Raw genomic sequence first — 12,463 nt, forward strand, 5'->3', positions numbered from 1 at the left:
CTAAATCACGGTACGATCAGTGTACCGGCGCCGCGTTCGGTGAAGATCTCGAGCAGGACCGAATGGGCGGTCTTGCCGTTCAGAATGACCACGCCCTGCACGCCGGCCTTGATGGCGTCGATGCAAGTCTCGACCTTCGGGATCATGCCGCCGGAGATCGTGCCGTCGGCAATCAGTGCGCGCGCCTGCGCCACCGACAGCTCCTTGATCAGTTCGCCCTGCTTGTTGAGCACGCCCGGCACGTCGGTGAGGAAAAGGAGGCGGGTGGCGTTCAGCGCTCCGGCGATGGCGCCTGCAAAGGTGTCGGCATTGATATTGTAGGTGTGACCATCGCGGCCGGGCGCTACCGGCGCGATCACCGGAATCATTTCCGAGCGGGCAAGCAGATCGAGCAGTGTGCGGTCCACCTCGACCACGTCGCCGACGAATCCGAGATCGAGAACGCGCTCGATGTTGGAGTCCGGATCGCGAATGGTTTTCTTGGCCTTTTCGGCAAACACCATGTTGCCGTCCTTGCCGCAAAGACCGATCGCCCATTCGCCGGTCTGGTTGATGAGAGCGACGATTTCCTTGTTGATCGAGCCGGCGAGCACCATCTCGACAATTTCGACGGTCTTCTCGTCGGTAACGCGCAACCCGCCTTCGAATTTCGATTCGATGCCCATTTTCGAGAGCATCGCGCCGATCTGCGGTCCGCCGCCGTGCACGACGATCGGGTTGACGCCGGACTGTTTTAGGAGCGCGATGTCGCTGGCGAACGCGCGCCCCAGTTCCGGATTGCCCATGGCATGGCCGCCATATTTGACGACAATCGTTTTGTTCTCGTAGCGCTGCATGTAGGGCAGTGCCTGGGTGAGCAGGCGTGCCTGGATTTCACTTTCTGATGCGGACATGACGGACCCTCGAAAAATCTCGGCTGCTGTTTAGCGCAAGTTCCGAAAGGATGGAATGATCGGGGCGCAACATAAAGCCGTAATGACACTGCTGGTTCTGGCGGTCTCTCTATCCTATGGTGATGCTTTGAGGCATGGAGCGGGATGAGGAAAAGTGTGTGCGGTTTTCCGCCCGCATCCCGCTCCAACTTATCAGGCCACGTCATGGTTTGGGTCGATCCGACCCAAACCATCGTGATCTAAGGGGCGCAGTCGCCATGGCCGATGAGGAGATCTCCGCGCTGCTCGGCCGCGTGGTTCTGAGGGACCGCGATGCCTTCGTTGCGCTCTATCGCCAGACGAGCCCGAAACTCTTCGGCGTCTGTCTGCGTATACTCAAGGATCGCGGCGAAGCGGAAGAGGCGCTACAGGAAATTTACGTCAAGGTCTGGCAGCGCGCCGACCGTTTCGCGACAGGCCAGGCAAGCCCCATGTCCTGGCTGACGGCAATCGCACGCAACCACGCAATCGATCTCATCCGGGCGCGAAAACCCGTCGCAAACGCGATTGACGAGGCCTATGATTTGGCTGATCCTGCTCCAGATCCAGAACGATCGGCAGCAGTCCGGTCAGAAGGCAGGCGGATCGACGCCTGCATGGAGGAGCTCGAGAAGGATCGCGCCGAGGCGGTGCGCCGAGCCTATGTCGAAGGATTGAGCTACCAGGAACTGGCCGAGATGTTCGCGGTACCGCTCAATACGATGCGGACCTGGTTGAGACGCAGCCTCCTGAAACTGAGAGAGTGCATGGAGCGATGACGACGCAGAATCCCGAAAGCGGAGATTTTCGGCGCGATGAGGTGATCGCAGGGGAATACGTGCTCGGCGTTCTGTCGGCCGAGGACCGCCGCAAGGTCGAGGCGCGCATGGCATCGGACCGGAATTTCGCCGCCATGGTCGATCGCTGGCAGCACAATCTCGCCTCTTTCGACGATGCCTATGAAGCGGTTCGGCCACCGGCCCACGTCTTCGCCGCTGTCGAGCGCAGCATCTTTCCGCCGTCGCCGGCGGCCAGCCCTCGGGTCGGATTCTGGAACTCGCTTCTTCTCTGGCGCAGCCTTACCGTCGCATCGCTCGCTGCCGTCGCAATCATGGGTGCGTCCATGGCTGGCCTCTTCAGCGAGCCGCAAAGCCGGCCGTTGGTGGCGGAACTCTCCGGCGAAGGCAACGCCATCAGTCTCGTCGCCCGCTTCGACAGAACGTCCGGGAGCCTGAAGCTGACGCCGGTGGCGGCGCGGCAGACCGAGGAAAAATCTCTGGAACTCTGGCTGATCGAGGGCGACGATCCAGCGGTCTCGTTGGGCGTACTGCCACAGTCCGGCGAAGGTGAAATCCGCCTGCCGCCCGAAATGCGGACGAGATTCGGCGAGGGCTCGATCCTTGCCGTCAGTGTCGAGCCGCTCGGTGGTTCGCCGACCGGCGCGCCCACCGGTGCGGTTGTCGCGCAGGGTACGACCCGCCGTCTCTAACGCCGACACCCGCAGCGACCCGGAAATATACGTCATCTTTTCAAACAGATAGGGGAAAGTCGCGTTAGCTGAAACTCTTCTTCCGCACCTCCCGTTGCTTGTCATGTTCCCTACTGCATGTTTCCTCAAGTCGTAGCCGATTTGAGGATAAAAACATGCAGCAATTCAAAGTGTTACAGCGTCCTTCGCGCGTCCTGTAAGACGCGCGGCGCTGTAGGGGGAACAGCAATCGCCCGAGCAGACACTTTCAAGGGTGGTCTCAATGGGCAAGCGCAACAGGAAGGAAGAGAGATGTTCAAGTTTGTGATCCGTTCGGCTCTTGTCGCCTCCATGTTTACGACAGGTGCAGTCGTCGCCTACGCCGACAACCCGATGGTCGGCGGCGCGCCGATGTATGCCGAGAAGAATATCATCGAAAATGCCATCAACTCGAAGGACCATACGACGCTGGTTGCGGCCGTGAAGGCTGCCGGTCTTGTCGAGACGCTGCAAGGCAAGGGGCCGTTCACCGTCTTCGCTCCGACGAACGAAGCCTTTGCGGCCCTGCCGGCCGGCACCGTCGACACACTCTTGAAGCCCGAGAACAAGGACAAGCTCACGACTGTGCTGACCTGCCATGTCGTAGCCGCAAACGCGATGTCGTCGGCGATCACCGAGATGGTCAAGGATGACGGCGGGGAACATGACGTCAAGACGGTCGGCGGTTGCATCCTGAAGGCGAAGGCCGAGGGCGGCAAGATCAGCCTGACCGACGAAACCGGCGGCACGGCCTGGGTGACGATAGCCGACGTGAAGCAGTCGAACGGCGTCATCCATGTCATCAACAAGGTGCTGCTGCCGAAGGGATGATCCTTACAGCGCCGTGCGTTCTTTCGGACGCACAAAGGTCGCTGTAACACTCTGAATCGCTGCATGTTTTCATCCCAAATCGTCTCCGATTTAAGGAAACATGCAGGGGGTGGCGGGCGTCGGCCCGCCGCGCCCAAGCCGTTTGCTTTGCTGCTCTCACGGCGGTTTGATGGACTTTGTTTTGTCATGGTTCTGTCGGGCCGCTAATCTCCAATTGAACATCAACGGCAAAGGCGCCTTGGACGGGAGGTTCCCATGACGAACCGTCGCAATTTTCTGATGGCGGGCGCCGCGCTCGCCGCATGGACGATTGCGCGTGGCTTTGTGCCCGCTGTGCGTGCGGCCGGCGGCGAAACTTTCGAGGTCGTGAAGACGGACGAGGAGTGGCGCGCAATCCTGACTGCGGAGCAATACGGCATTCTGCGGCAGGAGGACACGGAACGGCCCTTCACGAGCGCGCTCAACAACGAGAAACGCAAGGGGATCTTCCACTGTGCGGGGTGCGACCTGGCCCTCTATTCCTCCGAGGCGAAATATGACAGCGGCACCGGCTGGCCGAGCTTCTGGCAATCGTTTCCGAACGCAGTCGGCACACGCGAGGACGATTCCCTGTTCATGACAAGGACCGAATGCCACTGCCGCCGCTGCGGCGGGCATCTCGGCCACATTTTCGATGACGGCCCGCCGCCGACCGGCAAGCGGCACTGCATCAATGGGCTGGCGCTGACATTTGCGCCGGCCGCCGCATGAAGGCAGACGAAGCTTTGCTCCTCACCCGGTCGCCTTCTCCCCATCAAAATGGGGAGAGGGCGACCGGCAGCCCGGTTGAGGGCAACGCGACAATGAATGATCTAGGACGCAGTGGCCTGCGGCGGTGTCTGCGCATCGGAGAGCGCAGCCTGCAGCCTCTGCTCCTGCTCGGGCGAGAGCGACGTTTTCAGCACGCGGCCGCGCAGCCCCGAAAACTCGGCGAGCACCTTTTCCGGTTGCACTTTGCGCACCAGAACAAACAGTGCAGAGGAATTGTTCGGGATCGTATTGCCGAGCGACTTGATGAACTCATCGTCGATGCCGTAGTCGGCAAGCGAACCGGAGAGCGCCCCGGCGCCCGCGCCGAGCGCCCCGCCGATCGCGAAGCCCGCAAGTGGGTTGAGGAAGAGCAGGCCGACGAGGCCGCCCCAGAGCGAACCCGAAAGAAGGCCCGAAGTCGCGCCGACGGCGGTGAGATTGAGGCTTTGCTTCAGGTGCACCTTGCCTTCGCCGTCGCGCAAGACCACGACCGCGTCTTCAAGGTCGATCAGATATTCTTTCTTAAGGCTGTTCAGCTTCAAGAGAACCTTGTCGGCCTCTTCCGTCGAATCGAACCCTACGACAATCAAATCGGACATGTCTCTCTCCTGCATCTGCTGCATGTTTCCTTAAATCGTCGCCGATTTAAGGTAAAAAACATGCGCCAATTCAAAGTGCTACAGCGTCCTTTGCGCGTCTGATAAGACGCGCGGCGCTGTAGGCCCCGGTCGGCAAAGAATGCCGCCGCTCGCAGAAATAGAGCGCTTTGCGTGTCAGGGTAGTGACGAAGATCAAAGACTTTTGTCTTTGGGCGGGAAGCGCACCCCTTCAGCGGGCAACGGCGAGATCGATCGCTGCCCGCAGTTCTTCGATGCCGGCGCCCTTTTCCGACGAGGTCGACAGCACCTCGGGAAAGGCGGCCGGGCGCTTCTTGATCTTCTCGATCGTTTCGGCGATCAGCCGCGGCACGCCCGCCGCTTTGATCTTGTCCGTCTTGGTGAGCACGATCTGATAGGAAACGGCAGCCTTGTCGAGCAGCGCGAGCACCTCTTCGTCGTTCTTCTTGATGCCGTGACGGGCGTCGATCAGCACATAGACACGCTTCAGCGTGGAACGGCCGCGCAGATAGTCGAAGACGAGCTTTGTCCAGGCGTCGACGTGTTCCTTGGGCGCCTGCGCGTAGCCGTAGCCCGGCATGTCGACGAGCGCCATCGGCGGCAGGTCGCCCGCCTCGCCGGAATAACCATCCGGCACGAAATAATTGAGCTCCTGGGTGCGGCCCGGCGTGTTCGACGTACGTGCAAGGCCCTTCTGTCCGACAAGGGCGTTGATTAACGATGACTTGCCGACATTCGAGCGACCGGCAAAGGCAATCTCCAGCGGCCCCTCGGGCGGCAGGAACTTCATGGCCGGAACGCCGCGGATGAAGATCCACGGGCGGCCGAAGGCGGAGGAATCGTTCTGGTTTTTCTTTTTCCCGGTCATCGCTCGTTTTTCCCCGTTGCCCGGTCGGCTTCAAGGTTTTGCCCCGTCTTGTCAAGCACGACCCGGATTTGCTCGAGCTTCGGTGCGCAGCCGGCGTTGCGCCAGAGCTCGACAGCGAGATAGGCAAAGAGGGCGAAGAGCACGATCGACCCGCCGATGATGGTATTGGCGCGGGGAATTTCGTCATGGATGACAGCAACCCAGAGAGGCGCGAGGACAGTTTCGACCGTGCCGAGCAACGCTGCGAGCGCCGAAGGAAGCAGCCGCGCACCGGTGACGAACAGCGCCAATCCGAGCCCGAAATTCAGCGCCCCGAAGGCTATGAGAATGCCGAGTTCGGACGGGGTCACGGCAAATCCCGAGGCCTGCGTGGCGGCGATCGTTGCGGCAATGAGTGTGCCGAGGCAGGCCGCGGGGGTCATGCGGACATCGGCGTAGCGGCGGGTGATGACCGTGGCGCAGGCGAAGGCAAGCGCGATCAGCAGGGCGAGCGCATCCCCGACCGGCGAGACGGCGCCGGTAAGCGAATCCGAGACCATCACCAGCACGCCGGCGATGACTGCGGCGATTGCCAGCACGGTAAGCTGCGAGACGCCTTCGCGGAATAGAACCCAGCTCATAAGGGCCGCGATGAGCGGCACGCCCGCCTGAACGAGCAGGATGTTGGCGACGGTCGTATAGGCGAGCGCGAGCACGAAGCTTGTCGATGCGGTGGCGAAACAGCAACCGACCGCCACGCCCGGCCAGCCCATGTCGCGGAAGAGCCGCGACATGTTCGAAGCGCCATCGCGGACCAGCATGAAGGCGATGAGGAAGAGCGCGGCAAAGATTGATCGCCAGAAGACGATGATCCAGCTGTCGTCGATCTCAAGGAAGCGTGCCAGGGTGCCGCCGAAGCTCCACACAACCGCCGAGCCGAGAACGAGCGCGATGCCGGTCGCGCGGCCCTGCGTCGACGCGACGGTACTCGGAAGGACGGTTGGCTGCGACATGATCGGACCCCGAATCGAAGCCGACCGACAATAGAACGCTTGACGGTTGCGGACGCGGGTGTTCGCGACAAGTGGTTGTCGCAAAGCGGAATGACAAAGAAAAAGCCCCGGACCGTTCGATCCGAGGCTTTTGAAGCGGACTATAGTAGGGCCGGCGGCTATTCCGCCGGTTTGGGTTTCTTCGCAAACAGCGATTTGAGGTTGTCGAAGAGCTCGATCTTCACGCCCTGGCGCTTCATGATGATCGACTGCTGGATGATCGACAGCGTGTTGTTCCAGGCCCAGTAGATGACGAGGCCGGCCGGGAAGGACGCCAGCATGAAGGTGAAGACCACCGGCATCCAGGTGAATAGCATCGCCTGGGTCGGATCCGGCGGCGTCGGGTTCATGCGCATCTGCAGGAACATGGTGACACCCATGACGAGCGGCCAGACGCCGAGGTGCAGGAAGGACGGAGCATCGAACGGAAGCAGGCCGAAAAGGTTGACGATTGTCGTCGGATCCGGGGCGGAGAGGTCCTGAATCCAGCCGAAGAACGGCGCATGGCGCATCTCGATGGTGATGTAAATTACCTTGTAGAGCGCGAAGAATACCGGGATCTGGATGAGGATCGGCCAGCAGCCCGCCAGCGGGTTGATCTTCTCGTCCTTGTAGAGCTGCATCATCGCCTGCTGCAGGCCCATGCGGTCGTCGCCGAACTTCTTCTTCAGTTCCTCCATCTTCGGCTGGACCTTCTTCATGTTCGCCATCGACGCATACTGCTTGTTGGCGAGCGGGAAGAAGATCAGCTTGACGACGATCGTGGTGATCAGGATCGCGATGCCGAAATTGCCGAACAGACGGAAGAAGAAATCCATCATTTTGAACATCGGCTTGGTGATGAAGTAGAACCAGCCCCAGTCGATCAGCTTGTCGAAATTCGGAATAGAGTAGGCAGCCTCATAACTGTCGACGACCGGAACTTCCTTCGCGCCGGCGAAAACGAGATTCTTGACTTCCGTAGATTGGCCCGGAGCGATGGTGACCGCATCGCCCTTGTAGTCGCTCTGAAAGCGCGCCCGACCGTCGGTGAAGTGCGAGAAGCGCATTTCGAATGGGGTCTCCTGCGGCGGAACGATCGTCGCGGCCCAGTACTTGTCGGTGATGCCCAGCCAGCCGCTAGTCGATTTGCCCGGTTCAACGGGCTGGCTGTCTTCGACCTTCGAGTAGCCGACCTCCTGCAGGCCGTTGTCCCCGGCCACGCCGATGAAGCCCTCGTGCAGCACGTAGATGCTCGGCGTCGTCGGCTTGTTAAAGCGTGTGACGCGGCCGTAGGACGACAGCGAAATCGGCGCCGACGTTTCGTTCTTGATGCTGTCGACAACCTGGAACATGTAGCGATCGTCGACGGAGATCGTCCGGATGAAGGTGATACCCTTGTCGTTGGTATAGTTAAGGGTGACCGGTGTCGATGGCGTCAGCTTGTCGCCGCCCGAGAGCGTCCAGGCGGTCTGCGGACCCGGCACCGAGCCGGTCGCGTCGTTACCGATATAGCCGATCTCGGTAAAATAGCCGTCCGCCGTTTCCGCGGGGCTGAAGAGGGTGATGACGGGGCTCTTCGGATCGACCGTCTCGTGGTACCCCTTGAGCCTCAGGTCGTCGAGCCGTGCGCCGGCCAGGTTGATGGATCCCGAAAGCGCCGGCGTATCGATCGCAACGCGTGCAGACTTGGCGATCGCCTGATCGCGGTTTTCGCCTGCGCCCGGGATGGCACCGCCGCCAGGCGCCTGGCCCGGCGTCGCCTGCTGCGTACCCTCCTGGGGCTGAGCCTGTTGCGTCTGCTGGGCCTGTTCCGCAGCGATGCGGTCCTTTTCGATCCTCGGGTTGACATAGAAAAATTGCCAAGCGACGAGGATCAGCACGGACAGTGCAATCGCGACGAAATAATTGCGGTTGTTTTCCATCATGGTTTCCTGGAACCGGCCGAAGGCCGCTTCTGTTTCGGCTTGTTTTCGATGCGATCGCAGAGCGCCCGGGTCAATGCGTCGAAGGGGGCATGCAGCAGATCGCGTCGGGCGACAATCACATAGTCGTGTCCGGGTTTCATTGCAAACCCGGCTGAAAGCCGCACTGCTTCTTTGAGGCGTCGGCGCATTCGGTTGCGCTCTACGGCATTGCCGTGCTTCTTGGTGACTGTGAAGCCGACGCGGGCATCACTCTCCAGATCCTTGCGGTCGAGCACTTCGAGGAGAAATAATGGGCCTTTGCGGCTTTCTCCAGCTCTGACGGCCAAAAACTGCGGACGGCTTTTCAGCCGCCCGACAGTCGTCTTGTCTTTATCTGACGTCATATGCCCGGACATAGGTTTCGGGCAGGCGCGGCTTAGGCCGAGAGACGCTTGCGGCCACGAGCCCGGCGGGCTGCGAGGACCTTCTGGCCACCCTTGGTGGACATGCGTGCACGGAAGCCGTGACGGCGCTTGCGAACAAGCTTGGACGGTTGGTAGGTACGCTTCATTTATTTAAATACCGCGGTGTGCGGCCCTTCTTGAGTTTGCAAATTGCAAGAGCGTTTACGTAGCGGGCACAGCTCCGCCTTGCGGGCGGTCGGACCGGACGTGCGCGGCTTATAGGGACAAAAGGCCGACAAAGTCAATTCCCGGCAGGCGTTGGGCCGCACGAGCGATGGAAGCCGGATTGAACGGACTTTCGCGTGCCGCGGCAATCCGAGAGCGATTAACGGGCGCTGCGCCTAGCGCAGATCGGTGAACAAACAGCTAATCCGGCCTCACCAGAAGTTGGCCGGAGCGGTCAGTTCTTTGTTAACCACATGTATTTTAGCATTTAATCAATTACGTGTAGACCACAGGTAACTACCCGTTTTAGGTGAGTACGCGGCGAGGGGCAGGAAATGAAAATTCGTGGGAAAATCTACTTGATCGTCGGCATCATGAGCCTGCTTGCGATCGCCATTACCGGCATGTCGCTACTGATCGTGTCGGAGTACAACGACAAGCTTCATCAATTCCAGAACGCATCCGACCGGGCGTTCAAGGGCGAGCGGCTCAACCGTCTGGTGACCGGCGTCGTCATGGAATCGCGCGGCATTTACGCGGCGCCGACGATCGAAAAGGCAAAACCCTTCGCCGAAGGCCTCCTCAAGAACCTCGACAAGATCGACGGACTGCTCGAAGACTGGCGTCCGCTGGTTCCCGCCGACGACCTCGCCTCTTTCGATGCGCTCGCAAAGCGCGCGGAGGAATTCAAGACCTTCCGCACCGAGACGGCCCGTCTCGGCCAAGAGGTTTCGCCGCAGGCTGCCAACGAGCAGGGCAACAACGACGCCAATCGCGCCAATCGCAAGGCTTTCCAGGCCGAGATAGACGTGGTCGTGGATGCCAATCTCGAGTCGCTTCAGGCGATCACGGAAGAGATCGCGGCATTTGAGCGCTCCATTATTGTCGTTGTGCTCGGCATTGCCGGCCTCGGCCTGGTCGCCGGCATCGGTACGGCCTTCTACATCGGCACCAACCAGCTCAGCCGACCGATCCTCGCCCTGACGGGCGCCATGAAGCAGCTCGCCGGAGGTGATCTCTCCGTCGACGTGCCCTTTGCCGGCCGCAAGGACGAAATCGGCGACATGGCTGCCGCCGTCGGCATCTTCAAGCAGAACGGACTTGCCGTGCGTGAACTCAACGCCCAGGAAGCGGCGCTGAGAGAAAAGAGCGCGGATCTCCAGTCGAGCATCGGCATCGTCGTTTCGGCGGCCGCCGCCGGCGATTTCACCAGGCGCATCAGCAAGGACTATGGCAACGACGACCTCAACCGCTTTGCCGCGAGCGTCAACGAGCTCGTCGGCAGCGTCGACAGCGGGATTTCCGAAACGCGGCGGGTCATCGCAAGCCTTGCCGCCGGCGACCTGACGCAAAGCATGAACGGCCAGTTCCAGGGTGCCTTCGCGGAGTTGCAGAAGAACGTCAACGACACGCTGACGACCTTGCAGAAAACCCTGCGCGAGGTGCGCACGACGACGGACTCGATCAACGGCAACGCATCCGAATTGCGCTCGGCAGCAGACGACCTGTCGAAGCGCACGGAGCAGCAGGCCGCTTCGCTCGAGGAAACCTCGGCCGCGCTCGACGAGATCACGGCCGCCGTCCGCAGTTCGACCGAGAGAGCGCAGGAAGCATCGGTGATGGTCACCGAGGCCAAGGAAAGCGCAGCAGAGTCGGCCTCCGTCGTCCGTAACGCGGTCGAGGCGATGGGCCGCATCGAGCAGGCCTCGAACGAGATCGGCCAGATCACCAACGTCATCGATGAAATCGCCTTCCAGACCAATCTTTTGGCTCTGAATGCGGGCGTCGAGGCGGCGCGCGCGGGTGACGCCGGCAAGGGGTTCGCAGTCGTGGCCCAGGAGGTGCGCGAACTCGCGCAACGCGCCGCCAGTGCCGCCAAGGACATCAAGGCGTTGATTTCGAAATCGGGCAGCGAAGTCGCGACCGGTGTCAAGCTCGTCCAGGCGACCGGATCCGCGCTCGGCGAGATCGAAACGCGCGTCCTGAAGATCAACGACCATATCCATTCGATCGCCACCGCCGCGCGCGAGCAGTCGACGGGGCTTGCCGAGGTCAGTACGGCCGTCAATCAGATGGACCAGGTCACGCAGCGCAACGCCGCAATGGTCGAAGAGGCGAATGCCGCGACGCACAAGCTTTCGGCCGAAACCGGCAACCTTGCCAACCTGATCGCCTATTTCAAGGTCGATCGCGTCACCGCCGGGGCAATCGCACCGGCAAGGGAGACAAGCCGGCCCGTCGCTTCGCCCGCCCGGCGGATGATGGGCAGCGTCGCTCGAGCTTTCGGTGGCGGTGCCGCCGCGGCGCGCGACGATTGGGAGGAGTTCTGAGCCTACAGCGCGCCTTATCAGACGCGTAAAGGACGCTGACGTCACGAAATTTTCTCGCGGATGGCCTCTGTGTTCTCCGCGAGAAAAATTCTGTGGTGCAATTGCTCCGGCGGCACCAGAATGATGGTTCTCGTTTTCACGGCAACGTGAGTTGTCAGGGCGAACCGCTCACGTTGACGTTTGACGGCGCGACCATTCGTTATTGGTTCCGCGTCCGGATTCCCTCTAACTCAGGGGTAGATCTCGCCGAAAGCAAAGCCGCATGAGCCATGGTGTCAGAAACGGGGCGGAAGGTGCAGCCCTGAACCCTTCGTCGGGACGGAGCGACGCTGAACATGCGCCACGCCGTTCGTGGTGGCGGTTCGTCCCGTTCGCTCTTCTGCTTGTCGGCGGTGCCGCCTGCTATGCGTTTGGTCTGCCGCGTTATCTTTCGTTGACGGCGCTCGTCCATCACCGCGAGATCCTCAGCGCCTATGTTGATACCTACCCGCTCCGCGCCGGTTCCGCCTTCTTTGCGGTCTATGTTGCGGTGGTAGTCTTTTCCATCCCGGCTGCGTCGGTGCTGACCATATTTTCGGGGTTCCTGTTCGGCTGTGTGACGGGTGGAATCATTGCGATCGCCGCGGCGACGCTCGGATCCTGCCTTCTGTTCCTTGCCGCGCGCGGAGTCCTCGGCGACCTCCTGCGTCCGCGCGCCGGACGCTTCCTGGAGCGGCTGGCGGAAGGTTTCCGGCGCAATGCGTTCCTTTACCTCCTGGTCCTGCGGCTTGCGCCGATCTTTCCCTTCTTCGTCGTCAATATCGCACCGGCTTTCTTTGACGTGCGGCTGCGCACGTTCGCCACCGCAACGCTGATCGGCATCGTGCCGGGCACGCTCGCCTATGCCTGGCTCGGCCGCAGCCTCGACAATGTGATCGCCCGCTCGGCGGCGGCTGGCGGTGAGCTGTCGCTTTCGGATTTTGCGACGAGGGACATTTCGCTCGGGCTTGCGGCGCTGACGCTCATCGCGGCATTGCCTCTGGCGTTCAAGCTAATACAGTCGCGCCGCAAGACGGTCTGATAGG

The 12,463-nt window shown here is 61.2% G+C and carries 13 protein-coding genes; 6 read left to right on the plus strand and 7 right to left on the minus strand.

Features of this window, described 5'->3' with window-relative positions; translation table 11 throughout:
- Positions 1 to 5 precede the first annotated feature (5 nt).
- A complete protein-coding gene (gene argB, locus RB548_RS00385) occupies positions 6 to 893 on the minus strand; it encodes an acetylglutamate kinase (RefSeq protein WP_136506784.1) in 888 nt (295 codons plus the stop codon).
- A 257-nt stretch (positions 894 to 1,150) separates the two neighbouring features.
- Here argB and RB548_RS00390 point away from each other — a divergent pair, with 257 nt between their 5' ends.
- The 4 genes from RB548_RS00390 (at position 1,151) to msrB (ending at position 3,999) form a co-directional block, all read left to right on the plus strand.
- Entirely contained in the window at positions 1,151 to 1,690 is a 540-nt protein-coding gene (locus RB548_RS00390; RefSeq protein WP_331373107.1) for a sigma-70 family RNA polymerase sigma factor, read from the plus strand.
- Positions 1,687 to 2,400: an anti-sigma factor gene (locus RB548_RS00395; RefSeq protein WP_331373108.1), complete on the plus strand. Its 714-nt coding sequence runs from the start codon at positions 1,687 to 1,689 to the stop codon at positions 2,398 to 2,400. The genes RB548_RS00390 and RB548_RS00395 overlap by 4 nt, the downstream gene beginning before the upstream one ends.
- A gap of 291 nt (positions 2,401 to 2,691) precedes the next feature.
- Entirely contained in the window at positions 2,692 to 3,249 is a 558-nt protein-coding gene (locus RB548_RS00400) for a fasciclin domain-containing protein (RefSeq protein ID WP_331373109.1), read from the plus strand.
- A 255-nt stretch (positions 3,250 to 3,504) separates the two neighbouring features.
- Positions 3,505 to 3,999 carry a peptide-methionine (R)-S-oxide reductase MsrB gene (gene msrB / locus RB548_RS00405; protein WP_331373110.1) on the plus strand — a complete coding sequence of 165 codons (495 nt, stop codon included), beginning with the start codon at positions 3,505 to 3,507 and terminating at the stop codon, positions 3,997 to 3,999.
- A gap of 101 nt (positions 4,000 to 4,100) precedes the next feature.
- Here the strand turns inward: msrB and RB548_RS00410 are convergent, their stop codons facing one another.
- From RB548_RS00410 to rpmH, 6 genes are all read right to left on the minus strand, one after another.
- Positions 4,101 to 4,637, minus strand: coding sequence for a DUF1269 domain-containing protein (locus RB548_RS00410; protein ID WP_331373111.1), 537 nt, complete (start codon positions 4,635 to 4,637; stop codon positions 4,101 to 4,103).
- Positions 4,638 to 4,866: 229 nt separating this feature from the next.
- Entirely contained in the window at positions 4,867 to 5,523 is a 657-nt protein-coding gene (yihA, locus tag RB548_RS00415; RefSeq protein WP_331373112.1) for a ribosome biogenesis GTP-binding protein YihA/YsxC, read from the minus strand.
- Positions 5,520 to 6,515: a DMT family transporter gene (locus tag RB548_RS00420; protein WP_331373113.1), complete on the minus strand. Its 996-nt coding sequence runs from the start codon at positions 6,513 to 6,515 to the stop codon at positions 5,520 to 5,522. Before RB548_RS00420 ends, yihA begins: the two co-directional genes overlap by 4 nt.
- Positions 6,516 to 6,673: 158 nt before the next feature.
- Entirely contained in the window at positions 6,674 to 8,458 is a 1,785-nt protein-coding gene (gene yidC / locus RB548_RS00425; protein ID WP_331373114.1) for a membrane protein insertase YidC, read from the minus strand.
- Entirely contained in the window at positions 8,458 to 8,856 is a 399-nt protein-coding gene (gene rnpA, locus RB548_RS00430; protein ID WP_331373115.1) for a ribonuclease P protein component, read from the minus strand. Before rnpA ends, yidC begins: the two co-directional genes overlap by 1 nt.
- Positions 8,857 to 8,876: 20 nt before the next feature.
- Positions 8,877 to 9,011: a 50S ribosomal protein L34 gene (rpmH, locus tag RB548_RS00435; RefSeq protein WP_012706673.1), complete on the minus strand. Its 135-nt coding sequence runs from the start codon at positions 9,009 to 9,011 to the stop codon at positions 8,877 to 8,879.
- Positions 9,012 to 9,404: 393 nt separating this feature from the next.
- On the opposite strand from rpmH, the gene RB548_RS00440 reads away from it, so the two are divergent.
- Entirely contained in the window at positions 9,405 to 11,399 is a 1,995-nt protein-coding gene (locus RB548_RS00440) for a methyl-accepting chemotaxis protein (protein ID WP_331373116.1), read from the plus strand.
- Positions 11,400 to 11,661: 262 nt separating this feature from the next.
- A complete protein-coding gene (locus tag RB548_RS00445; protein WP_331373117.1) occupies positions 11,662 to 12,459 on the plus strand; it encodes a TVP38/TMEM64 family protein in 798 nt (265 codons plus the stop codon).
- Positions 12,460 to 12,463: the final 4 nt, after the last annotated feature.

This window comes from Sinorhizobium chiapasense (assembly GCF_036488675.1).
GTDB lineage: Bacteria > Pseudomonadota > Alphaproteobacteria > Rhizobiales > Rhizobiaceae > Sinorhizobium > Sinorhizobium chiapasense.

Excerpts from the sequence above, each read along its gene's own strand:
- RB548_RS00440 (WP_331373116.1), top strand. The coding sequence starts at position 9,405 with ATGAAAATTCGTGGGAAAATCTACTTGATCGTCGGCATCATGAGCCTG.
- RB548_RS00400 (WP_331373109.1), top strand. The coding sequence starts at position 2,692 with ATGTTCAAGTTTGTGATCCGTTCGGCTCTTGTCGCCTCCATGTTTACG.
- RB548_RS00410 (WP_331373111.1), bottom strand. The coding sequence starts at position 4,637 with ATGTCCGATTTGATTGTCGTAGGGTTCGATTCGACGGAAGAGGCCGAC.
- rpmH (WP_012706673.1), bottom strand. The coding sequence starts at position 9,011 with ATGAAGCGTACCTACCAACCGTCCAAGCTTGTTCGCAAGCGCCGTCAC.
- msrB (WP_331373110.1), top strand. The coding sequence starts at position 3,505 with ATGACGAACCGTCGCAATTTTCTGATGGCGGGCGCCGCGCTCGCCGCA.
- RB548_RS00395 (WP_331373108.1), top strand. The coding sequence starts at position 1,687 with ATGACGACGCAGAATCCCGAAAGCGGAGATTTTCGGCGCGATGAGGTG.
- yidC (WP_331373114.1), bottom strand. The coding sequence starts at position 8,458 with ATGGAAAACAACCGCAATTATTTCGTCGCGATTGCACTGTCCGTGCTG.
- RB548_RS00390 (WP_331373107.1), top strand. The coding sequence starts at position 1,151 with ATGGCCGATGAGGAGATCTCCGCGCTGCTCGGCCGCGTGGTTCTGAGG.
- RB548_RS00420 (WP_331373113.1), bottom strand. The coding sequence starts at position 6,515 with ATGTCGCAGCCAACCGTCCTTCCGAGTACCGTCGCGTCGACGCAGGGC.
- rnpA (WP_331373115.1), bottom strand. The coding sequence starts at position 8,856 with ATGTCCGGGCATATGACGTCAGATAAAGACAAGACGACTGTCGGGCGG.
- RB548_RS00445 (WP_331373117.1), top strand. The coding sequence starts at position 11,662 with ATGAGCCATGGTGTCAGAAACGGGGCGGAAGGTGCAGCCCTGAACCCT.
- yihA (WP_331373112.1), bottom strand. The coding sequence starts at position 5,523 with ATGACCGGGAAAAAGAAAAACCAGAACGATTCCTCCGCCTTCGGCCGC.
- argB (WP_136506784.1), bottom strand. The coding sequence starts at position 893 with ATGTCCGCATCAGAAAGTGAAATCCAGGCACGCCTGCTCACCCAGGCA.